The sequence below is a fragment of the Pseudomonas sp. AL03 genome (assembly GCF_029960815.1).
Classification (GTDB): Bacteria; Pseudomonadota; Gammaproteobacteria; order Pseudomonadales; family Pseudomonadaceae; genus Aquipseudomonas.
In genome coordinates, this window is record NZ_JASBRE010000005.1 from 51,136 (window position 1) to 70,921 (window position 19,786).

Consider the following 19,786-nt stretch of genomic DNA (forward strand, 5'->3'; position numbering starts at 1 on the left):
GCGATGGCTCAGACCATGGCCAACCGCTGTTTGTGTTGTGGCGCGCGAAACGCGTGGTCCAGCGCCTCCAGATCCCCAGCTTCGAGCCGTAATTGCGCCGCTTGCGCATTCAGTTGCACATGTTCAGGTTTGACCGCTTTGGGGATGGCGATCACACCTTCCTGTCGCAGAATCCATGCCAGCGATACTTGGGCAGGCGTCACCCCGTGACGGGCGGCAACCTGCTTGAGGGTTGAATTGACCAGCATATGCCCACCCTGGCCAATCGGACAGTAGGCCATGACTGGCAGGTGTTGCTGCTGGCACCAGGGCAGCAAGTCGAAATCGATGCCGCGTTCCTCCAGGTTGTAGAGCACCTGATTGGTAGCACAGGCCGGGGAGGCCAGTTCTTCCAGGTCGTCGACGTCGAAATTGGACACTCCCCAGCGACCAATCTTGCCTTCTTCGCGCAAACGTTCAAAGGCCTCGACCGTTTCTTCGAGGGGATACTGGCCGCGCCAGTGCAGCAGGTAGAGATCGATGTAATCGGTATCCAGTCGCCGCAAACTGCGCTCGCACGCTTGGGGGATGCCTTTGCGGCTGGCGTTGTGCGGGTAGACCTTGCTGACGAGAAAGACTTCGTCACGCAAGCCCGCGATGGCTTCACCGACCACGTCCTCAGCACCGCCCTCGCCGTACATTTCAGCGGTGTCGATGAGGGTCATGCCCAATTCGATCCCCAGGCGCAATGCAGCCACTTCTTGAGTGTGTCGGGAGCGGTCTTCGCCCATGCGCCAAGTGCCTTGGCCGATGACCGGTACATTGACGCCAGCCAACGCTAGGGTCCGCATCAAAACCTCCTTTCTGAATTTCGTTCGATACTTTAGTGGGCAGCAGAATAGCCCGGTGGTTCCGTCGAGCACCAGAAAGGAGGTCACAGCAAACGCGTCGGCGTCGCAGGTTTATTGGGCAGAGAACTTCAGGACAGTGCTCTGGGTATAGGTCTTGCCGGGGTCCAGTCGCGTGGACGGAAAGGTCGGCTGATTCGGTGAGTCTGGATAATGCTGGGTCTCCAGCGTGAACGCTCCCCAGTGCGGATAGACCTTGCCAGCCTTGCCCTTGACCGAGCCGTCGAGGAAGTTGCTGGTGTAGAACTGCACCCCGGGCTCGGTGGTGTAGAGCTGCAATCGACGGCCGGATTGCGCATCGCTGACTTCGGCAGCAAGTTGGCCCAGATCACCCATGGCGTTCAGCACCCAGTTGAAATCGAAGCCACCCTGTTTCGGTTCGGCAAACTTCAACTGTGGGTGATCGGCTTTTATGTGCTTGCCAATGGCGGTCGGTTGGGTGAAATCCATCGGTGTGCCGGCCACCGGGGCCAGTTCACCGGTAGGGATCAGCTTGCCCGTGACCGGCGTGTAATGGCTGGCGTGCAAGGTGGCGAGCTGTTTCAGCACATCACCGTTACCGGCGCCGGCCAGGTTGAAATAGCTGTGATTGGTCAGGTTCAACACCGTGGGTTTATCGCTGGAAGCCTTGTAGTCGATGTGCAGCTCGTTGTCCTCGTTGAGGCTGTAGGTGAGCTCGGTTTTCAGGTTGCCGGGGAAGCCCATTTCACCGTCCACCGACAGATACGTCAGGGTCACGCCCACCGAATCCTTGCCTGTTCTCGGTTGAGCTTTCCAGACGTGTTTGTCAAAACCCTGAGGGCCGCCGTGCAGCGAATTGGAACCATCGTTAAGCGGCACCTGATAGCGCTTGCCGTCCAGTTCGAAAGCACCGTTGGCCAGACGATTGCCGAAGCGCCCGATGGTCGCACCGAAGTACGCCGTGCCGCTTTGATAACCCTGCACGTCATCGAAACCGAGCACCACATCCTCGAACTTACCGTTTTTGTCCGGCACTTTCAGCGACTGCAGGATGCCGCCGTAGGTAATGATCGTGGCAGTCAGGCCATGGCTGTTGCGCAAGATGTATTGCTCGACGGGTGTGCCGTCATTGGTTTTGCCGAAGGCCTTGTGTTCGCTGGACAGGCGCGCAGCCTGGGCGGAGAGGGTGGCGATCATCAGGGACAGTCCGAGGGCGCAGAGTAAAGGATTTATAGCTTATGTATGGGCTGTTGCAATTATAAAGTATGACTAATGTGATGATCCTCTTAACGGCGGCCAACGCTTACGGACCGTCGGCACTGCACTTTTTCAGGATTCACGGCTCTATCCTTGGCCAGCCTGCGGCGATCCCCACCGCCGGCAGATACCCAAGTTCGAGAACCCATGGCTCGAGTTTTACCCCTCACCACCACGCCAATCCGCCGCCATTGCCTGCTGTTGGCCTGCTTGTCGATGCTCGCAGCCTCCGGGTGCAGTCAGCAGCAGGGCAGCGACATCGTCAGCCAGTTCCGCGAAGGCAAACCCCAGGAGTTTCTCCAGACCAGCGTCGACCGCATGGCGACCCTGGCGATGCGTGACAACCTCGACAGCCTCTACCTGCTGATGAGCAAGCTCTACCTGCGCAACCCGGACGAGCTGAAAAAATCCGGCTTCCTCGATGCCCGCACCGCTGGCAAGCAAGTGCGCATGGCCATCGAACAGCAACAGCCGCTGCCGACCCTGGGTGGCAAAAAAGACCTGGCCGCGCTGAGTTACGCCATGAGCCCGGAATTTCTCGGCGACCGGGTCGGTGCTTTCATCTATGCCATCGGTAGCATGCTCGTCACCGCCCACGGCAATCGGCTCGAGTTCTACATGACGGATGCGATCAACCCGACGTTCGTCAGCAACGCTGCCCGCAACATCGAGAAAGCCACCTGGATACTCAGCCAGCGGCAAAACAAGCACGGCGAGCCTTTGCTGTTCTCCAACGAAATATCGGAGGAGGGCAGCAACCTGAGTTTTGCCGTGGAGTTCGGCAAGATCGTCGCGCGGCTGGACTTGCTGACGCAGTTGCTCGACGAACGCTACCGCCGGATCGGTTTGAATTACGCGCAGAGTTTGTTGTTTTTGAATTTCTTGCCGGTGCAGTAAGCAAGGAAGTGCATAAAGATAGATCGCATCGATATAAGTGGTTATAAGAAAAATCGCTATGCTGCGGGCCAGATTTTTATGCGTTTTTTGTGGGCGTGTTAATGGAATTCGGTAATTTCGGTTTAGTCGTTGCAGGTCTGGTAGTCGGCTTTATTGTCGGGATGACTGGCGTGGGTGGCGGTTCGTTGATGACCCCCATTCTGTTGTGGTTCGGCGTCAATCCGGCCACTGCAGTGGGCACGGATTTGCTGTACGCAGCGATTACCAAGTCCAGTGGCGTGCTGGTTCACAGAAAGAACAAGAACATCGACTGGGCAATTACCGGTTGGTTGACCCTCGGCAGTGTGCCGGCGGTGGCGCTGACGCTGTGGTTCCTGAGCACCTTGCAGACATCGCCCGAGGCGATGAACGCTGTTATCAAACAGGCGTTGGGCTTTGTATTGTTTGCAACGGCGCTGGCGATTTTCTTCAAGAAACGCCTGCTCGATTTCGCCCATAAGCGTGCGGGTGGCAATTACAACCCCAGCGGCAACCGCTTGAATGTACTGACCGTGATCACCGGCCTGGTCCTCGGCACCATGGTTGCCCTGACCTCCATCGGCGCTGGCGCCCTGGGCACCGTGGCATTGTTCATTCTTTATCCGCTGCTGCCGACCCGCCGTCTGGTGGGCACGGAAATCGCGCACGCCGTACCGCTGACCTTGGTTGCAGGCCTCGGCCATGCGAGCATGGGCAACATGGATTGGCACGTGCTGGGTTACTTGCTGGTCGGTTCGCTGCCGGGGATTTACCTGGGCAGCCACCTGACGGGCCGCATCTCCGATGAAGTGTTGCGTCCTTGCCTGGCCACGATGCTGGTGCTGATCGGTTACAAGCTGGCCTTTTAGCCGACACAGGTTCCAGAAACAAACCACCTCCTGCAACGTATAGGTGCTACGGTGGAAAGCCCGCCTTCATTTACCCGTGAATGACCTGTCGGCATTTCCCCGTGATCGACAAGAGGTGGCACGTGTACACGCTAATTGCTGAATATCAAAGCCGCGAAGCCGGGTATTGCTTCGACAGACTGTCGTGACCGCCCCGCCCAAAAGCCTGCCGCTGATTCTCAGTGAGCTGCGCACCGCCACGACCCGGCAGCATCAAGTGCTGGAAAAACGCATTCCGTTTTTCACCGCCGATTTATTGCTCTACACCCGCCTGATCGAGGCCTACTACGGTTTTTATCGGCCGCTGGAAAACCTGCTGTTCCCGGTGGCGATGACCATTCCCGGTCTGGACTGGCTGATTCGTAGCAAAACCCCGTCGCTTGAAGCCGATCTGTATGCCTTGGGGCTGGACGCTGGCGCCATCGATGCCATCCCCCTCTGCCAGTTTTCCTTTCAGCCCCGCTCCATTGCCGATGTGCTGGGTGTGTTGTACGTCCTTGAAGGGGCGACGCTGGGCGGGCAATCGCTGCACAACGGCTTGCACTCGCGCCTCGGTGTCGACGAACACACGGGCGGCCGTTTTTTTGCGGTGTACGGCACGTCGACCTTGCTGATGTGGCGCGGTTTCCTGAAGTGCCTGTATGAGGTGTGCGACCCCGCTGAACGGGCGGCGTCGGTGACCGCAGCCCAGGCGACGTTCGAGGCCTTCGAAGGTTGGCTTGAGCGCTGCGAGGTATTGGTATGAATCGCCTCACTGATGAGCAACTCGACGCCGCGCTCGCCGAATGCGCCCGCGAGGCGATCCGGATTCCGGGGTCGATCCAGCCCCATGGCGTTCTGCTGGTCCTGAGTGAGCCTGAGTTGATCATCCAGCAGATCAGCCGCAATTGTGCGTCGTTGCTCGGTCAGACGGCGGCGGCTTTATTGCAGCAACCGTTGACGATGCTGTCGGGTGCCACGGCGGCAGAGCAGGTCCGTCAGGCGCTGTTGTTGGATGACCTGGAGGAAGCCAATCCGTTGTTGCTGGAGATGGCAGGGCGGGGATTCAACGGATCGCTCAACCGACATGACGGCGTGATTATTCTTGAGCTGGAGCCGTTGCACGACGTTGCGTCGGACAACACCGGCATGCTGCTTCGGGCCTTGCGGCGGATGCAGGCCGCCAGTACGCTGGACGACTTGTACACCGTCAGTGTCGATGAAATTCGCCGCCTGACCGGCTTCGACCGGGTGATGATTTATCGCTTCCAGCCGGCGGGGCATGGGCAAGTCATCAGCGAGGCGCTGGGCGGGGTTCTGCCCGGTTACCGGGGCAATGTTTCCCCGCCTCGGACATTCCCCCGCAGGCGCGTGAGCTGTATCGCCTGAACTGGATTCGGGTGATCCCGGATGCGCGTTATGTGCCGGTGCCGATTCTTCCGGTGTTGCGCCCTGACACCGGACAGCCGCTGGACCTGGGTTTTTCGGTCCTGCGCAGCGTGTCGCCGGTGCACTGCCAGTACCTGGAAAACATGGGCGTGCGGGCCTCCATGAGCTTGTCTTTGCTTGCGAACGATCAGCTTTGGGGGCTGATCACGTGTGCCCATCCTGAACCGTTGCTGGTGAGCCATTCGGTGCGCACGATGTGCGCCGCGATCGCCCAGTTGCTCAGCGTGCAGATCACGGCACTGCACACCCGGGACGAACAGCGCCAGCGTGAACAGAAATCCCGGCTGCTCAATGAACTGACCGCAGCGATGCGCCTGGCTGACCGCGATGTGCTGGAGGGGTTGCTCAACCACCCGGAGCCATTGCAAGCCCTGACCGGGGCCAGTGGCGTCGCCGTATTGATCGAAGACCGCTTGCAGCTGTTCGGTGAGTGCCCGACGGTTGAGCAGGTACGCGCGCTTTACCTGTGGGTGCGCGAGCAGTGCCTGAAAAGCGGCGAGCCGCTGTTGACCGACCACCTGCAAGGCCTGCACGGTGCCAGCGCCCTCTACAGTGACGTGGCCAGCGGTCTGCTGGCGTTCGTGCTGCCCAAACCGGTGGACAACGGCGTCCTGTGGTTCCGCCCGCAACTGCGCTCCAGCCGGAAGTGGAGCGGCAATCCTGATGAGCATTTCAGTGCCGGAGACGACAACCGTTTGCAACCGCGTACTTCCTTTGCGCTGTGGGAACAGCAAGTGGAGGGCAGGGCGCGCGAATGGAGCGCGGCGGATACTTATGCGGTCAAAGAGCTACGCCGCAGTGCCATCGAAAACGACCTCGCCCGTCAGGTGCTCCGCGAGCATGAAGCCGTCCGCAAGCGTGATGAGTTGGTGGCGGTGGTATCCCATGACCTGCGCAATCCCATGACCATTATCATCATGCAATGCGGAATGATGCAGCGCCTGGTTGCCAGGGACGAAGGCAAGCATACCGTGCGCCTGAGCGCGGCCCTGGGCACCATGGAGCAAGCCACCGCAAGGATGAACACCCTGATTGCCGATTTGCTGGACAAGTCGAAACTCGATGCAGGCAAGTACCCACTCGAGTGCAAGCCGCTGGATGTGGTCAAACTGCTTCAAGAGGTCTGTGGGTTGCTGGTGACCCTCACGTCCCACAAAAACATCGAGCTCAACTGCAGCAGTTCTGAAGGATTGAGCATCGACGCCGATCCCCAACGGTTGTTCCAGGTGCTGTCGAACCTGTTGGGCAACGCGGTTAAATTCACCCCCTCGGGCGGACGTATTGACCTCAGCGCCCGCCAGGTAGACGGCAAGGTACTGATCTCGGTGCGCGACAATGGCGGTGGTATCCACGCCGTGCATTTGCCGCACATCTTCGAGCGCTACTGGTCGGTTCGTGACGGTAATCCCAACGGCAGTGGCCTGGGGTTGTACATCTGCCGCAGCATCGTGCAGGCCCATGGCGGAGAGCTTTGGGCCGAGAGCGAACCGGGGATTGGCAGCGTGTTTACCTTTTCCATTCCGGCGTTAGTGGCTGACGCGGCTTAGGGGCGGGTCAGAATCTCCAGCAGATGCCCGTCCGGGTCATCGAAATAAACCCGCCGGCCACCGCCGTAATCGTTGATCTCGTTCGGTCGTTGCTTGCCGGGGTCGGCCCACCAGGGTTGTTTTCGTGCTTGCAGGCGGGCGAAGGCCGCATCGAAATCGTCGTCACCGATCAAAAACGCGTAGTGCTGGGAGGCAATCGGCGGGTCATTGTCGTAGAAGTCCAGTGACACACCGTTGTCGAACGTGACGATCAGCATCGGGCCGAAGGGTTCGGGGCTGGGCAGGCCGAGGATTTCTGCCAGGTAGTTTGCTGATGTCTGCTGGTCGCGGCACCAGACAATGGTGTGGTTCAGCTGAGCGCTCATTCACAGGTCCTCACGGCGGATCAGGGCGTTGTTGTTGCGCGATGAGATTAGCTCAGCCTGTTGCGCAATGACCGCCCTGACCTAAGCTTGGGGCAAGGCGAGAGACAATTGCGGTGCGTCACCCGGAACGAACGCCGCGATGCGCAATCATTAGAGCGTGGATATCAAAAGGAGATGCGCATGCTCATCAGGTCATTGACCCTGACTACCCTGCTGGCTTTCGCCGGCCCCTTGTTCGCTGCCGACAGCGACTCACCTCTGGATATGGACAAGGGCAGGTCCCGGCCACTGATTGTCATCGCTCCGAGCACGGTCGACCCCACGTGGGTCAGCCTTAAAAAGTCGCTGGATGAGCCGGCCAACCGCAAGGGTTTCACCGAGCGAAACATGGTCCTGTACACCGTGCTCAATTTGATGGGCCAGCGCGACGGCAAAGACTTGGGTCCACAAGACACGGCGGCATTGATCCGCTCGCTCAAGTTGGGGGCCGGCGCTAAGAGCAAAGTCATCCTGGTGGGCAAGGACGGGGAAAAGAAATTCGAGAGTTCGGGGGATGAATCAAAATCGGTCGATTTGAAGAAAATTTTCGAGACCATCGACGCGTTGCCAGTGACCGAGAAAGAAACTGCTGCACCGACGGTCGCGACGCCCGTTGTAGCCGAACCGGCCACCAAGGGTGCCAAAGGCGCAAAACCGGGCAAACCAGCCAAGCCCCCTGAAATGCCGGACGATTAAACGCAGACTTTTGTAGCAGCTGGCGCAGCCTGCGCCAGCTGCTACAACAATGAAAAATGGGCGACCTCTGGAGGTCGCCCATTTTTTTGCTCGGCTGTTGCTAAAAAACCGGGTGTTCCAGGGAGAGATGTATTGGCTTCTATTGGTCTCGGAAATGTCCTTCAAGTCCTGTCGGACTTCATGAACTGGTATCTGTCAGAGCGCACCGCTAGCCTTCGACAGCCACCGCAAAATCGCGGTCGGACGTGGGAGTCCGCGACACTGAGGGATCCAGGGACGAAAAACACCGATGGCACAAAAGGAGCCTTGTCTGTGAAAAAATTCAGCCAGAATCAACCGCAAACCCTAACCGACGCCGATCATTTCGGTCCCGCGAAGCTGTGTGAAACCTCAAAAGACGCAGTCATTCGAAGTCCCAGGCGTACCGCCACGACCAAGCAGATCTTCACTGTTGCCCCCGGTGTCGACACACTAGCCCTGCTAAATCAGGCCTGTGAAACCCTTGCCTCCCTGAATGTCCTGATTGCGAATTTTACCGGCAAACTGGAAGGCTCGAACCGCAATGTGCTGCTGTCGATTCAGCCATTGGCGTCGGTCGCCGAGTTGTTGGTGAATCAGGCACGGGAAAATCTTGATCCGAGAAGCGATGCGCCTGACGCTCAGCCGCCGACTCGGCATTGAGCTGACGCAGTATCGACAAGGGGCGACCTCAAAGGGGGCGGACATTTTTCTGCCCGCTAGAGATCTGTAGCAGCTGCCGAGCCTGCGAGGCTGCGTTCGGCTCGGCTCGGTCCGCGCTCGGGCGAAGCAGTCGTAAAACATGCAACCGCGTTCTTTCAGGAAAACCCATTAGCCGGATGGCGACCGCTCCGCGCTCGAACGCAGCCTCGCAGGCTCGGCAGCTGCTACGAGAAATCGCGCTTCTCGGCTACTTGGCCAGTGCGCTCAATATTTTGTGTGCGATCTTGATTCGCTCAGGGATCGGGTAGTTTTTGTTGGCCAGGATTACGATGCCGATGTCTTTCGACGGTACGTACGCCACGTAGGCACCGAAGCCGCTCGTTGAACCGGTTTTGTTGATCAGCACGCTTTTCGGTTGAGGTTGCGGCGGGTTCAGCCACTGGACTTCGTGAGCCTCCATCGCCATCTGCGTCGAGTTACCCGCCAGCAATGTATCGAGGGTGACCGGGTAGTTGTAGAACTCCCAGCCCAACCCCTGAGTCATCTCGCCCACCTTGTAGTAACCGGAATGCGTCGTGGCGACTGCCCGCTGCAGCGGATCTTCAAGGCTGGTCGGTTTCATGTTCGCTTCAACATAACGAATCAGGTCCGCGGCGCTGGTTTTCACGCCATAAGCCTCCGAATCCAGTGTCCCCGGCCCAACCCGCACAGGTTTGTCATCCTTGTTGTAACCCTGAGCGTAAAGTCCCATTTGAGCCTGTGGCACCTTGAGGTAGGTGTGCTTTAGCCCGAGTTTCGGCAGCAGGGACGTCTCCATCAGCTCATCAAACGGCTGGCCCATGCTTTTGGCCGCCAGATAACCGAACAACCCCAGACTCGGGTTTGAATACTGTCGATGGGTGCCGGCGGCATAGGTCGGTTTCCACTGCTTGAAATAGCCGAGCATCTTGTCCGGTGCATCGTCATCCTCGGGGAATTGCAGCGGCAGTCCGCCAGCGCTGTAGGTGCCCAGTTGCAGCACGCTGATGTTATCGAACGCGCTGCCACGCAGTTCCGGCAGAACGCTGCTGGCCTTGTCGGACAGGGACAGTTTGCCAGTGGCCTGAGCGTAGGCGGCGAGGGTAGCGGTGAAGGTTTTGCTCACCGAACCGATCTCGAACAGGGTGTTTTCAGTGACGGGTTGTGCGCTCTCTTTCGAAGCCACGCCGTAGTTAAAGTAATACGGCTTTCCGTTGACGGTCACGGCCACGGCTATTCCGGGAACGGCCTGGGCTTGCATGACCGGTCGTACGGCGGCATTCACCACCGTCTCGATTTGATCCTGTGCGACACATTGGCCGGTGGCGAGTACCGCCACGCAAACGGCGAGAGTCTTCAGCCTATCCATGTTGGTTTTGTCCGTCATTGATTCGATTGCGCGCCATTTTAGGGTGTTAAACGCTCCGCTCCGAGCGTTTTTTAAACCCGGCCGCCCATAGGCGGGCCGGGCTGATTGTTAACAGGCCAGGCGCGACCGCTGATTCAGCGCACCAGACACGGCCGCTTGTTATCGAACGTCCATCCCGGTATCAGAAACTGCATCGCCACGCTGTCATCCCGTGCGCCCAATCCCATGCCTTTGTACAGCTCATGGGCCTTGGCCAGCTGATCCATGTCCAGTTCGACGCCCAACCCGGGTTTCTTCGGCACCTGCACGCAGCCGCCGACGATTTGCAGCGGCGCTTTGGTCAGGCGTTGACCGTCCTGCCAGATCCAGTGGGTGTCGATGGCGGTGATTTCTCCCGGTGCCGCCGCCGCGACGTGGGTGAACATGGCCAGGGAAATATCGAAGTGGTTGTTGGAATGCGAGCCCCAGGTCAGGCCCCATTCATGGCACATCTGCGCCACGCGGACCGAGCCCTGCAGGGTCCAGAAGTGCGGGTCGGCCAACGGGATATCCACCGATTGCAACTGGATCGCGTGGCCCATTTCCCGCCAGTCGGTGGCGATCATGTTGGTGGCGGTTTTCAGACCCGTGGCACGACGGAACTCAGCCATGACTTCACGTCCGGAATAACCGTTCTCTGCGCCGCACGGATCTTCGGCGTAAGCCAACACATGATGCTGATCCCGGCACAGGCGAATGGCTTCTTTGAGTGACCACGCGCCGTTCGGATCAAGGGTAATGCGCGCGTCGGGGAAGCGTTCGGCCAGGGCGGTGACGGCTTCGATTTCTTCATCACCGCTGAGCACGCCGCCCTTGAGTTTGAAGTCCTTGAACCCGTAACGGGCGTGGGCGGCTTCGGCCAGGCGGACGACGGCGTCGGCGGTCATGGCCTTTTCGTGACGCACGCGAAACCAGTCGTTGTCGGCGTCCGGTTCGCTGCGGTAGGCCAGATCGGTTTCGTTGCGATCACCGACATAAAACAGGTAACCGAGCATCTTCACTTCGTCGCGTTGCTGGCCTTCACCGAGCAGGGCGGCCACCGGCACGTCCAGGTGCTGACCCAAGAGATCAAGCAGCGCAGCTTCAAGGCCAGTGACGGCGTGGATGGTGATGCGCAAATCGAACGTCTGTAGACCGCGACCGCCGACGTCGCGATCAGCGAAAGTCTGGCGCACCTGATTGAGGATCTTTTGGTAAGTGCCAATCGGACTGCCGACCACCCACTCACGAGCGTCTTCGAGGGTCTGGCGAATGCGCTCGCCGCCCGGTACTTCACCGACGCCAGTGTGACCGGCGTTGTCCTTGAGGATCACGATGTTGCGGGTGAAAAACGGCCCGTGAGCGCCGCTCAGGTTGAGCAGCATGCCATCGTGGCCGGCCACCGGGACAACCTGCATGCTGATGATGATCGGGGCTTTTGCGGCTTCTTGTGCGTTCATTTTCATGTCCTTCAAAACTGTGCTCTCGCATGAGTGTTCAGGCGTGCTTGGGCGCTGGTTTGCCCAGAGCAACAGCCGGTGCGGGTTTCGGTTTATTGCGTGCGGCGAAGACGATGATCGCGGCAATGATCGAGGTCGCGGCCAGGCCGTACAGCCCACCCTGAATCGAGCCGGTGCGTTCTTCCAGCAGACCGAACGTGGTCGGTGCGACGAAGCCGCCGAGGTTGCCCACCGAGTTGATCAGCGCGATCACGCCTGCAGCGATCCGTGCATCCAGATAGGCCTGGGGAATCGGCCAGAACAGCGACGACGCCGATTTGAAACCCAACGCAGCAAAGCAGATCGCAACGAAAGCGAAGATCGGCCCGCCGGTGGTGGACATGAACATTCCGGCCGCCGCGATCAGGAGGGCAGCGGCGACCCAGGCTTGTTGATGCTTCCATTTGGCCGACAGCGAAGCGAAGGCGTACATGCCGACGATCGACAGCAACCACGGGATCGAATTGAACAGCCCGACCTGAATGTCGCTCAGATCGCCCATCTTTTTGATGATGCTCGGCAGCCAGAAGGTCGCGGCATAGATGGTCAATTGGATGAAGAAGTAGATCAGACAGAACAGGATGATCTGGCGATCCTTGAGCAGTTTGCTTAAGGAAGGTTTGATCGGCGTCGCGGCTTCGCGGGCCAGTTGTTCGTCGTCGATGGCTTTGACCAGAGCGTCCTGTTCTTCACGGCTCAGCCATTTTGCGTCGTGGGGTTTGGAGTCCAGCCAGAACCAGACGAACACGCACAGCCCGACTGAGAACATCCCTTCAATGAAGTACATCCATTGCCAGCCGTGCAGGCCGAATCCGCTGATTTGTAACAGCAGCCCGGACAGCGGACCGGAGATCAGCGAAGCAATGGCCGAGCCACTGAGGAAGATGGCAATCGCCTTGCCGCGTTCCACGCCGGGCAACCAGCGGGTGAAGTAATAAATCACTCCGGGGAAGAAGCCGGCTTCGGCCACGCCCAGCAAGAATCGCAGGATGTAGAAGTGGGTTTCGTTCTGGATGAACGCCATGCAAGCGGCAACCAGGCCCCAGGTCAGCATGATGCGGGTCAGCCAGATTCGCGCGCCGACTTTTTGCAGGAGGATGTTGGAGGGGACTTCAAACAGCGCGTAACCGATGAAGAACAGCCCGGCACCGAAGCCGTAGGCGGCAGCGCCGATCCCCAGGTCATGTTCCATGTGGGCACGGACGAAGCCGATGTTCACGCGGTCGATGTAGTTGACGATGAACATGATCACGAACAGCGGCAAGACATGGCGTTTCACTTTCGAGATGGCGGACTTCAGGACCGAATCGGCGCCATCGTTCATCCCGGATATGGATGTATTCACTGCGTTATCTCCCACTGATTATTTTTATGCGGGGTGTGGCTGAATGTTGCGATGTTGCTAGACATCATACAACTACATTTTTTCTTCCTGCAAGCGTCGCAGTCCAACAATCTGGCGTTGTTTAAGAGGTTTATTATTCTTTTTGCGGTTATGCGGCGCCTTCTTAGTGGTAAAAATGCCGTTGTTCTTAAGTGTTATCATACAAGTTGTTGGCGTTTTCCTGAGATTCCCGTCGAGCGCAGTGCTACGATTCCGGTAGCCCTGCTTTCGGATGATTGCCATGCAAGAAGACCTCGACGCGCCTGCCCGCAAGCGCACCCATAACCTGGCCTATGACCTGGTCGCCAAACTGACCCAGCGCATCTTGCTCGGCCAAATGCTGCCCGGAGACAAGCTGCCGTCCGAGAACACGATTGTTCAGGAGCATGGGGTCAGTCGCACGGTGGTGCGCGAGGCGATCTCGAAGCTGCAGGCGTCCGGGTTAGTGGAGACCCGGCACGGTATTGGCACCTTTGTTATTGAACGAGCACCGGAGCAGGGGCTTCGGTTGAACGTCGATACCGCGCTGGGGGTGCGCAGCATTCTGGAGTTGCGCATGGGCCTGGAAACCCAGGCCGCCGCACTGGCTGCAACCCGTCGCACGGATCATCAATTGGCGCAGATGCGCGATGCGCTGGACGACTATCAGCGCCTGCTGGCCAACAACGACAGCTGCGTCGAAGCCGACAAGCGCTTCCATCTGCTGATCGCCGAAGCCACCGGCAACGTGTGCTTCACCGAAATCATGCAGCACCTGGGCAGCGCCATGATCCCGCGAACCCGCGTCAATGCCGCCGAGCGCGGCGCAGTGGACTTGAGCAAGCTCGGGCAACTGGCCAACCTTGAGCACGAGGCGATTCTCAACGCCATCAAGCGCCAGGATCCGGATGCAGCGCGGGCGGCCATGTGGCTGCACCTGAGCAACAGTCGCGACCGGTTTTCGGCCGATCGCTGACCACCGTTTGTCTACTCGATAGCACCTCATACGCGACCCTGCTTCCAATGAGTACGGCCCAGAGTTGCTGGACCTCATCAGTGAGGTGCGTCATGGCTAACGATTCGATGTTCCAGGGTGGAACGCCCAATACCGACCCTACCAGACCCATGCCCGGCACTGACGAGCCGACCCTGGATCATGACGCGCCACCCGGCATGGACCCTTCGCGGGACCCGGCCGAGGCGGACGCAGATCGACCTGAAGACTGGATGGATCCTGAGGCGGCCGAGGACGTTCCTCCGGCAGATGAGCCAACACCGCTGTCCGATGACAGGCGATAAACAGAACCCGGCCAGTGCGCCGGGGTGTTATGCCGTGCAGTTCAACCGCGTCATCGTTCATCGCCGGCAAGCCCGCTCCCACAGGTTTCGAGTCGGATGAGAATAATGTGATCGCCACAGACACTGTGGGCGCTGCCTGCGAAAGCGTCGGAGGCATCGCTAAAAATGCCCCATCAGACACCGACTCCTCGAATCGCCACCGGCCGACGCAAGATTTATGGCGAACACACTGACCAACACAACCAGCGCCAGGTGCACATGAATCTAAACTGTGCCCACATCCCGCATTAACAACCCAAACCGCAAATCCACTGCATCCGGAGTCGGCAGGTACACGGTGTGCCCATCCCCCAGAGCCACCTCGATCGGCTCGCCTTTGACGTTTTGCAGCTGATGCAAGTCGAATTGGAAGTTGCCCTTGGGCGTCATCAGTTCCATGTGATCGCCCAGGCCAAATCGATTCTTCACCTTGACTTCCGCCATCCGGTCACGCCGCTCACCGGTCAGCTCGCCGACAAACTGCTGCCGCTCGGACACCGAACTGCCGTGTTGGTAGTTCTGGTACTCGTCATGCACATGCCGCCGCAAAAAACCTTCGGTGTAGCCGCGCTGAGCGAGGGATTCCAGGTCCGTCATCAGGCTGCGGTCGAACGCGCGACCGGCCACCGCGTCGTCGATCGCCCGGCGATAAACCTGAGTGGTCCGCGCGCAGTAAAAGTGGGATTTGGTCCGGCCCTCTATTTTCAATGAGTGCACACCCATCTGCGTCAGGCGCTCGACGTGCTGCACCGCGCGCAGATCCTTGGCATTCATGATGTAGGTGCCGTGTTCGTCTTCAAAGGCCGGCATCAGTTCGTCGGGCCGGTTGGCTTCCTGCAACAGGAACACCTGATCGGTCGGGGCGCCGATGCCCAGGGTGGGTTCTGGCTGGAAGGTCTGCACGATCTCGCCAAGCTGATTTTCCGTGGCCGGCTGCGCCGAATATTTCCAGCGACAGGCGTTGGTGCAACTGCCCTGATTGGCGTCGCGCTTGTTCATGTAACCCGACAACAGGCAGCGACCGGAATAGGCCATGCACAAGGCGCCGTGGACGAACACCTCCAGTTCCATCGCCGGGACCTGCTCGCGGATTTCGGCGATTTCTTCCAGGGACAGTTCCCGCGACAGGATGATCCGGCTCAAGCCTTGTTGCTGCCAGAATTCGACACTGGCCCAGTTCACCGTGTTGGCCTGTACCGAAAGGTGAATCGGCATCTGCGGATAATGCCGGCGGACCAGCATAATCAGGCCCGGGTCGGACATGATCAGCGCGTCCGGCGCCATGGCAATCACCGGTGCCAGATCCTTGAGGAAGGTTTTCAGCTTGGCGTTGTGCGGGGCGATGTTCACTACCACATAGAAACGCTTGCCCTGAGCCTGGGCCTCGTGAATGCCGAGGGCGAGATTGGCGTGATCGAATTCGTTATTGCGCACCCGCAGGCTGTAGCGCGGCTGACCGGCGTACACCGCATCGGCGCCATAGGCGAAGGCATAACGCATGTTTTTCAGCGTGCCAGCGGGGGCGAGCAGTTCCGGGGGGAGCAGGGTCATGGCAGTGTCGATCGCAAAAGCTGCCGAGAGTAAGCGGCTTGCCCTCGGGGTTCATTGATCTGGATCTATGCTTGATGAACAAACGGATGGCACTCGCGCGAACCGTGGCGGACTAAGCATCAGGACGGCTCTTCATTACAAGAGCCTGCGCCCCTGCAGACTGACATGGATCGGACATGAACGAAGAGACAGTACAAAATAAATCACTGGTGATCTTGCTAGGGCTGGTCACCGCCGCTTTCATCTGGATTTTGCTGCCGTTTTACGGCGCGGTGTTCTGGGCAGTCATCCTCGGCATCCTCTTCGCGCCCCTGCAGCGTCGACTGCAACTGAAGTTCGGCTGGGAGCGCAACGTGACGTCGCTGCTCACCCTGAGCATCTGCCTGGTGATCGCGATCTTGCCGGTGATCATCCTCAGTATCTTGCTGGTTCAAGAAGGGGCCGCGCTGTACAAGAGCATCGAAAGCGGCGAACTGGACATCGCCGGGTATGTGACGCATTTCAAACACAGCCTGCCGCCGTACTTTCAGCACGTGCTCGATCGGGCCGGGGTTGGCGAGCTGGACGGGTTGCGGGAGAAAATCATCAAGAGTGCAGTAACGGGTAATGAGTTCATCGCCAACAAAGCCTTCAGTTTTGGTCAGGGTACGTTCGAGTTTGTGGTGGGGTTTTTCATCATGCTGTACCTGCTGTTCTTCTTTCTGCGGGACGGCGCCGAACTGGCGCGAAAAGTTCGCGCTGCCGTGCCGCTGGATGAACACCAGAAACGCCGTCTGCAGCTCAAATTCAATCGCGTGGTGCGGGCGACAGTGAAGGGCAACCTGCTGGTGGCGATCACACAGGGCGCATTGGGCGGTTTGATTTTCTGGTTTCTGGACGTCCCGAGCGCGTTGCTCTGGGCGGTATTGATGGCGTTTCTATCCCTGTTGCCAGCGGTGGGGGCAGGGATCGTCTGGGCGCCGGTGGCGGCGTTTTTCCTGTTCGCCGGGGCGATCTGGCAGGGCGTGGTGCTGGGGCTGTTCGGGATTTTTGTGATCGGTCTGGTGGATAACGTGCTGCGACCGATCCTGGTGGGCAAGGATACAAAGATGCCGGACTATCTGATCCTCATTTCGACCCTTGGCGGTCTGGCGGTCTTCGGCCTCAATGGCTTTGTGATCGGGCCGCTGATCGCCGCGCTGTTTATGTCGAGCTGGGCCATCTTCATCGAAACCAAGCCGCGGGTGCAGCTGCCTTAGGCGCTGAGTTGGCCTTGGCCGATTTGTTGCGACAGTGCCTGGGCGGCTGGCAGCGAGGTGAGCGGGCCGCTGATCGGTTCGCCGTCCTGCACCAGATACCAACAGGCGAGCAATCCTAGCTCTCTAAGCGGTGCGGGAACGGCGCTGCCGATAACGGACATAATCTGAACCTGGGACATAAGTACCTCCATCAATCTAAGGAGCTACCTTACGGACCCGACGCCTGGACGGACAATCAACGCTTTCGATAGTCGTCATTGACGCCAATGAGCCTTCGGTTCAGTCGACCACCAGATCAAGCATATGGACCACTTCCTGCTCGTTGAGCAAGCCTTTACGCACCAGGTTTTCTGCCAGCAGCGAAAGAAATTTGGCGCTGCGATGGCCTTCCAGGTGCTTGAGTTCGGTCAGTGCGTTGTACACCTTGCTGGAAGTGCACAAGCCGACAATGCGGTGCGGGTTTTGCGTGGGCATGAGGTCGTCCTTGTTTTTATCAACCTGTTGTTAACGGACAGGTCCAAGATTGCGGACCTGACATGACATAAATATGACCGTTTTCCCCAAAGCGGGGGAAGGGGGGCGAGTCAATCTTGCCAACTTGAACCGCAAAGACTGTCCCGACAGCGACCTTGGCGAGATTTATTCAGACTTCTACCGACGGACGGTCACAAAAAAGGCCCCGCTGTTGAGGCGGGGCCTGATGATTCTGTTACCAGCGGCCATAACCGTGGGGAGGGCCGTAGTAACCGCGTGGTGGACCGTAATAACCACGTGGCGGGCCGTAGTAAACCGGCGGCGGGCCGTAATAGACCGGTTGTTGCACGTACACCGGTGCCGGCTGGTAATAAACCGGTGGAGGTTGTTGTATGTAAACCGGCTGAGGCTGAGCGTAAACCGGTTGCTGTACATAGACCGGGCGGTTGCTGTTGATGATGGCCGAACCGACGATGGCCGAGCCAACGATCGCGCCAAATACCGCAGGCCCTTGCCAACCGTGACCGCCGCCAGCCGCTGCCTGCCCTGCGATAGCAAAAGCACCGATCAGCAAGGCAACTGTGGGGATTTTACGGATCATGATAATTCCTCGGTTCTTCGACCCGGCGCTTGCGTCTGCAATAGACCCAAGGATTGTCGCGGGGATAATTCTAAGACAGCTTTTTTTTTTAAATCAGCACAGCCGTTGGGTAAATTTTGTGTAAGGTCTGTACTAGGTTCTTTACGCATCCCTTGATGCCGCGCGCAGGTACGCGGTTATGATCGATCAGACCCGATGGAGTGGCTAATCCCGTCCATCTGAAAGTGCTATTGAAGGAGATATTTCATGCAGATGAACCCCAACAGAGACACCCAGCTGTGCATGTCGCTTTCCGGGCGCCCCGGCAATTTTGGCCTGCGGTTTCACAATCATCTGTATGAGCAACTGGACCTGAATTTTTACTACAAGGCCTTCAGCAGCCAGGACCTGCCAGGCGCCGTTGGCGGCATTCGCGCCCTGGGGATTCGTGGTTGCGGCGTGTCGATGCCGTTCAAGGAGGCGTGCATTGCGCTGGTCGATGAACTGGACGCCTCCGCGGCGGCCATTCAATCGATCAATACCATCGTCAACACTAACGGCCATCTCAAGGCTTACAACACCGACTACATCGCGATCGCCCAGTTGCTTGAAACCCACGAGGTGCCGAAGGAATCGACCTTTGCCCTGCGCGGCAGCGGCGGCATGGCCAAGGCAGTGGCCAGTGCCTTGCGCGATGGTGGCTACAAAAATGGCCTGATCGTTGCCCGTAACGAGCGTGCCGGACGTGCGTTGGCCGAATCGCTGGGCTATCAATGGCAAGCGGAGCTGGGCTCGGAGCGGCCGCAGATGCTGATCAACGTCACACCGATTGGCATGACCGGCGGCCCCGAGGTCGATCAGCTGGCGTTTGATGCTGACACCATAGCTGCTGCCGAGACTGTCTTCGACGTAGTGGCAGTCCCCTCGGAAACACCGTTGATTGTGCACGGTCGTGCTGAAGGTAAGCGAGTGATCACCGGGCTGGAAGTGATCGCGATCCAGGCGCTGGAGCAGTTCGTGCTGTACACCGGCGTGCGGCCGACCGATGAGCAGTTTCACAACGCCGTGGAATTTGCCCGCAGTAGCCTTGGCTATCCTGGTGCCCAGCAAGCGAAACCGACTGAGGTAATTCATGCATCCTGCCATTCTTAATCTGGATCAAGCCGAACTTGAGGCGCTGCCCGAAGCGTTTGCCCCTACAGGAGACACCGCCGGCCGCTATCAGCAGCGGCAGGCGCGCATCGGCCAGCAACTCGGCGCGCAGAAATTGGGTTATCGCCTGTACGCGCTGGAACCGGGGATGCGTGGCAGCCCGTTTCACAGTCATAGGGTCAACGAGGAGATGTTTTACATCGTGGCCGGGGAAGGGGAGATTCGCTTGGGTGGCGAACGCTTTCCCGTTCGCGCCGGGGATGTCATTGCCTGCCCGCCGGGCGGCCCTGAAACCGCACACCAGATCATCAACACCAGCAACGCTGAGCTGCGCTACCTGGCAGTCAGCACCCAGCAATCACCCGAGATTTGCGAGTACCCGGATTCCGGCAAGTACGTGGTGATGGACGACTTCAAGGTCGACGCCGAGGGCAATGCCTCGGGCTTCGTCGCCGTCGCCAGGCCGGCTGACGGCGTGGATTATTGGGACGGCGAGTAGCGC

Annotated in this window: 22 protein-coding genes; 12 read left to right on the top strand and 10 right to left on the bottom strand. The window is 58.9% G+C overall.

Features of this window, described 5'->3' with window-relative positions; genetic code table 11:
• Positions 1 to 8: 8 nt before the first annotated feature.
• The gene (locus QK293_RS06975) at positions 9 to 830 is read right to left on the bottom strand and encodes an aldo/keto reductase (RefSeq protein ID WP_282376422.1); all 822 of its coding nucleotides are present in this window, start codon (positions 828 to 830) and stop codon (positions 9 to 11) included.
• Positions 831 to 941: 111 nt separating this feature from the next.
• Positions 942 to 2,045, bottom strand: coding sequence for an aldose epimerase family protein (locus QK293_RS06980; protein ID WP_282376423.1), 1,104 nt, complete (start codon positions 2,043 to 2,045; stop codon positions 942 to 944).
• 207 nt (positions 2,046 to 2,252) lie between these two features.
• Here QK293_RS06980 and QK293_RS06985 point away from each other — a divergent pair, with 207 nt between their 5' ends.
• The 5 genes from QK293_RS06985 (at position 2,253) to QK293_RS07005 (ending at position 6,903) form a co-directional block, all read left to right on the top strand.
• On the top strand, positions 2,253 to 3,002 hold the full coding sequence (locus tag QK293_RS06985) for a hypothetical protein (protein ID WP_282376425.1): 750 nt from the start codon (positions 2,253 to 2,255) through the stop codon (positions 3,000 to 3,002).
• A 101-nt stretch (positions 3,003 to 3,103) separates the two neighbouring features.
• Positions 3,104 to 3,889 carry a sulfite exporter TauE/SafE family protein gene (locus QK293_RS06990; RefSeq protein WP_282376426.1) on the top strand — a complete coding sequence of 262 codons (786 nt, stop codon included), beginning with the start codon at positions 3,104 to 3,106 and terminating at the stop codon, positions 3,887 to 3,889.
• A 184-nt stretch (positions 3,890 to 4,073) separates the two neighbouring features.
• On the top strand, positions 4,074 to 4,673 hold the full coding sequence (locus tag QK293_RS06995; protein ID WP_282376427.1) for a biliverdin-producing heme oxygenase: 600 nt from the start codon (positions 4,074 to 4,076) through the stop codon (positions 4,671 to 4,673).
• Positions 4,670 to 5,296 (top strand): hypothetical protein, encoded by a 627-nt coding sequence (locus QK293_RS07000; RefSeq protein ID WP_282376428.1) that lies wholly within the window; start codon positions 4,670 to 4,672, stop codon positions 5,294 to 5,296. Before QK293_RS06995 ends, QK293_RS07000 begins: the two co-directional genes overlap by 4 nt.
• An 11-nt stretch (positions 5,297 to 5,307) precedes the next feature.
• Positions 5,308 to 6,903 carry an ATP-binding protein gene (locus QK293_RS07005; protein WP_282376429.1) on the top strand — a complete coding sequence of 532 codons (1,596 nt, stop codon included), beginning with the start codon at positions 5,308 to 5,310 and terminating at the stop codon, positions 6,901 to 6,903.
• Here the strand turns inward: QK293_RS07005 and QK293_RS07010 are convergent.
• Positions 6,900 to 7,268, bottom strand: coding sequence for a VOC family protein (locus QK293_RS07010; RefSeq protein ID WP_282376430.1), 369 nt, complete (start codon positions 7,266 to 7,268; stop codon positions 6,900 to 6,902). The genes QK293_RS07005 and QK293_RS07010 overlap by 4 nt on opposite strands.
• A gap of 180 nt (positions 7,269 to 7,448) precedes the next feature.
• On the opposite strand from QK293_RS07010, the gene QK293_RS07015 reads away from it, so the two are divergent.
• Together QK293_RS07015 and QK293_RS07020 are read left to right on the top strand one after the other, a co-directional pair.
• Entirely contained in the window at positions 7,449 to 8,003 is a 555-nt protein-coding gene (locus QK293_RS07015) for a DUF4174 domain-containing protein (protein ID WP_282376431.1), read from the top strand.
• 132 nt (positions 8,004 to 8,135) lie between these two features.
• Positions 8,136 to 8,684 carry a DUF6124 family protein gene (locus QK293_RS07020; protein WP_348775347.1) on the top strand — a complete coding sequence of 183 codons (549 nt, stop codon included), beginning with the start codon at positions 8,136 to 8,138 and terminating at the stop codon, positions 8,682 to 8,684.
• A 247-nt stretch (positions 8,685 to 8,931) separates the two neighbouring features.
• Here QK293_RS07020 and ampC read toward each other — a convergent pair whose 3' ends face one another.
• From ampC to QK293_RS07035, 3 genes are all read right to left on the bottom strand, one after another.
• On the bottom strand, positions 8,932 to 10,071 hold the full coding sequence (gene ampC, locus QK293_RS07025; protein WP_282376432.1) for a class C beta-lactamase: 1,140 nt from the start codon (positions 10,069 to 10,071) through the stop codon (positions 8,932 to 8,934).
• 134 nt (positions 10,072 to 10,205) lie between these two features.
• Positions 10,206 to 11,549, bottom strand: a complete 1,344-nt coding sequence (gene gudD, locus QK293_RS07030) for a glucarate dehydratase (protein WP_282376433.1) — start codon at positions 11,547 to 11,549, stop codon at positions 10,206 to 10,208.
• A 37-nt stretch (positions 11,550 to 11,586) separates the two neighbouring features.
• The gene (locus QK293_RS07035; protein WP_282376434.1) at positions 11,587 to 12,933 is read right to left on the bottom strand and encodes an MFS transporter; all 1,347 of its coding nucleotides are present in this window, start codon (positions 12,931 to 12,933) and stop codon (positions 11,587 to 11,589) included.
• Positions 12,934 to 13,213: 280 nt separating this feature from the next.
• Between QK293_RS07035 and QK293_RS07040 the strand changes: the two genes are divergently transcribed.
• Together QK293_RS07040 and QK293_RS07045 are read left to right on the top strand one after the other, a co-directional pair.
• A complete protein-coding gene (locus QK293_RS07040; RefSeq protein WP_282376435.1) occupies positions 13,214 to 13,927 on the top strand; it encodes a FadR/GntR family transcriptional regulator in 714 nt (237 codons plus the stop codon).
• 92 nt (positions 13,928 to 14,019) lie between these two features.
• On the top strand, positions 14,020 to 14,250 hold the full coding sequence (locus QK293_RS07045; protein WP_282376436.1) for a hypothetical protein: 231 nt from the start codon (positions 14,020 to 14,022) through the stop codon (positions 14,248 to 14,250).
• Positions 14,251 to 14,514: 264 nt separating this feature from the next.
• Here the strand turns inward: QK293_RS07045 and yegQ are convergent, their stop codons facing one another.
• Positions 14,515 to 15,840 (bottom strand): tRNA 5-hydroxyuridine modification protein YegQ, encoded by a 1,326-nt coding sequence (gene yegQ, locus QK293_RS07050; protein ID WP_282376437.1) that lies wholly within the window; start codon positions 15,838 to 15,840, stop codon positions 14,515 to 14,517.
• 176 nt (positions 15,841 to 16,016) lie between these two features.
• Here yegQ and QK293_RS07055 point away from each other — a divergent pair, with 176 nt between their 5' ends.
• Positions 16,017 to 17,078, top strand: a complete 1,062-nt coding sequence (locus QK293_RS07055) for an AI-2E family transporter (RefSeq protein ID WP_282376438.1) — start codon at positions 16,017 to 16,019, stop codon at positions 17,076 to 17,078.
• Here QK293_RS07055 and QK293_RS07060 read toward each other — a convergent pair.
• From QK293_RS07060 to QK293_RS07070, 3 genes are all read right to left on the bottom strand, one after another.
• Positions 17,075 to 17,257: a hypothetical protein gene (locus tag QK293_RS07060; protein ID WP_282376439.1), complete on the bottom strand. Its 183-nt coding sequence runs from the start codon at positions 17,255 to 17,257 to the stop codon at positions 17,075 to 17,077. The genes QK293_RS07055 and QK293_RS07060 overlap by 4 nt on opposite strands.
• Positions 17,258 to 17,357: 100 nt before the next feature.
• Positions 17,358 to 17,552, bottom strand: coding sequence for a hypothetical protein (locus QK293_RS07065; protein WP_003179723.1), 195 nt, complete (start codon positions 17,550 to 17,552; stop codon positions 17,358 to 17,360).
• A 235-nt stretch (positions 17,553 to 17,787) separates the two neighbouring features.
• The gene (locus tag QK293_RS07070; RefSeq protein WP_282376441.1) at positions 17,788 to 18,153 is read right to left on the bottom strand and encodes a hypothetical protein; all 366 of its coding nucleotides are present in this window, start codon (positions 18,151 to 18,153) and stop codon (positions 17,788 to 17,790) included.
• 246 nt (positions 18,154 to 18,399) lie between these two features.
• Between QK293_RS07070 and QK293_RS07075 the strand changes: the two genes are divergently transcribed.
• Together QK293_RS07075 and QK293_RS07080 are read left to right on the top strand one after the other, a co-directional pair.
• Positions 18,400 to 19,284: a shikimate 5-dehydrogenase gene (locus QK293_RS07075; protein ID WP_282376442.1), complete on the top strand. Its 885-nt coding sequence runs from the start codon at positions 18,400 to 18,402 to the stop codon at positions 19,282 to 19,284.
• Positions 19,265 to 19,783, top strand: coding sequence for a cupin domain-containing protein (locus tag QK293_RS07080; protein ID WP_282376443.1), 519 nt, complete (start codon positions 19,265 to 19,267; stop codon positions 19,781 to 19,783). Before QK293_RS07075 ends, QK293_RS07080 begins: the two co-directional genes overlap by 20 nt.
• Positions 19,784 to 19,786 lie beyond the last annotated feature (3 nt).

Bases quoted from the DNA above. Each gene is read 5' to 3' on its own strand.
- QK293_RS06975 (WP_282376422.1), bottom strand. From the start codon at position 830: ATGCGGACCCTAGCGTTGGCTGGCGTCAATGTACCGGTCATCGGCCAA.
- QK293_RS06980 (WP_282376423.1), bottom strand. From the start codon at position 2,045: ATGATCGCCACCCTCTCCGCCCAGGCTGCGCGCCTGTCCAGCGAACAC.
- QK293_RS06985 (WP_282376425.1), top strand. From the start codon at position 2,253: ATGGCTCGAGTTTTACCCCTCACCACCACGCCAATCCGCCGCCATTGC.
- QK293_RS06990 (WP_282376426.1), top strand. From the start codon at position 3,104: ATGGAATTCGGTAATTTCGGTTTAGTCGTTGCAGGTCTGGTAGTCGGC.
- QK293_RS07000 (WP_282376428.1), top strand. From the start codon at position 4,670: ATGAATCGCCTCACTGATGAGCAACTCGACGCCGCGCTCGCCGAATGC.
- QK293_RS07010 (WP_282376430.1), bottom strand. From the start codon at position 7,268: ATGAGCGCTCAGCTGAACCACACCATTGTCTGGTGCCGCGACCAGCAG.
- QK293_RS07015 (WP_282376431.1), top strand. From the start codon at position 7,449: ATGCTCATCAGGTCATTGACCCTGACTACCCTGCTGGCTTTCGCCGGC.
- ampC (WP_282376432.1), bottom strand. From the start codon at position 10,071: ATGGATAGGCTGAAGACTCTCGCCGTTTGCGTGGCGGTACTCGCCACC.
- gudD (WP_282376433.1), bottom strand. From the start codon at position 11,549: ATGAACGCACAAGAAGCCGCAAAAGCCCCGATCATCATCAGCATGCAG.
- QK293_RS07040 (WP_282376435.1), top strand. From the start codon at position 13,214: ATGCAAGAAGACCTCGACGCGCCTGCCCGCAAGCGCACCCATAACCTG.
- QK293_RS07045 (WP_282376436.1), top strand. From the start codon at position 14,020: ATGGCTAACGATTCGATGTTCCAGGGTGGAACGCCCAATACCGACCCT.
- yegQ (WP_282376437.1), bottom strand. From the start codon at position 15,840: ATGACCCTGCTCCCCCCGGAACTGCTCGCCCCCGCTGGCACGCTGAAA.
- QK293_RS07055 (WP_282376438.1), top strand. From the start codon at position 16,017: ATGAACGAAGAGACAGTACAAAATAAATCACTGGTGATCTTGCTAGGG.
- QK293_RS07060 (WP_282376439.1), bottom strand. From the start codon at position 17,257: ATGTCCCAGGTTCAGATTATGTCCGTTATCGGCAGCGCCGTTCCCGCA.
- QK293_RS07065 (WP_003179723.1), bottom strand. From the start codon at position 17,552: ATGCCCACGCAAAACCCGCACCGCATTGTCGGCTTGTGCACTTCCAGC.
- QK293_RS07070 (WP_282376441.1), bottom strand. From the start codon at position 18,153: ATGATCCGTAAAATCCCCACAGTTGCCTTGCTGATCGGTGCTTTTGCT.
- QK293_RS07075 (WP_282376442.1), top strand. From the start codon at position 18,400: ATGCAGATGAACCCCAACAGAGACACCCAGCTGTGCATGTCGCTTTCC.
- QK293_RS07080 (WP_282376443.1), top strand. From the start codon at position 19,265: ATGCATCCTGCCATTCTTAATCTGGATCAAGCCGAACTTGAGGCGCTG.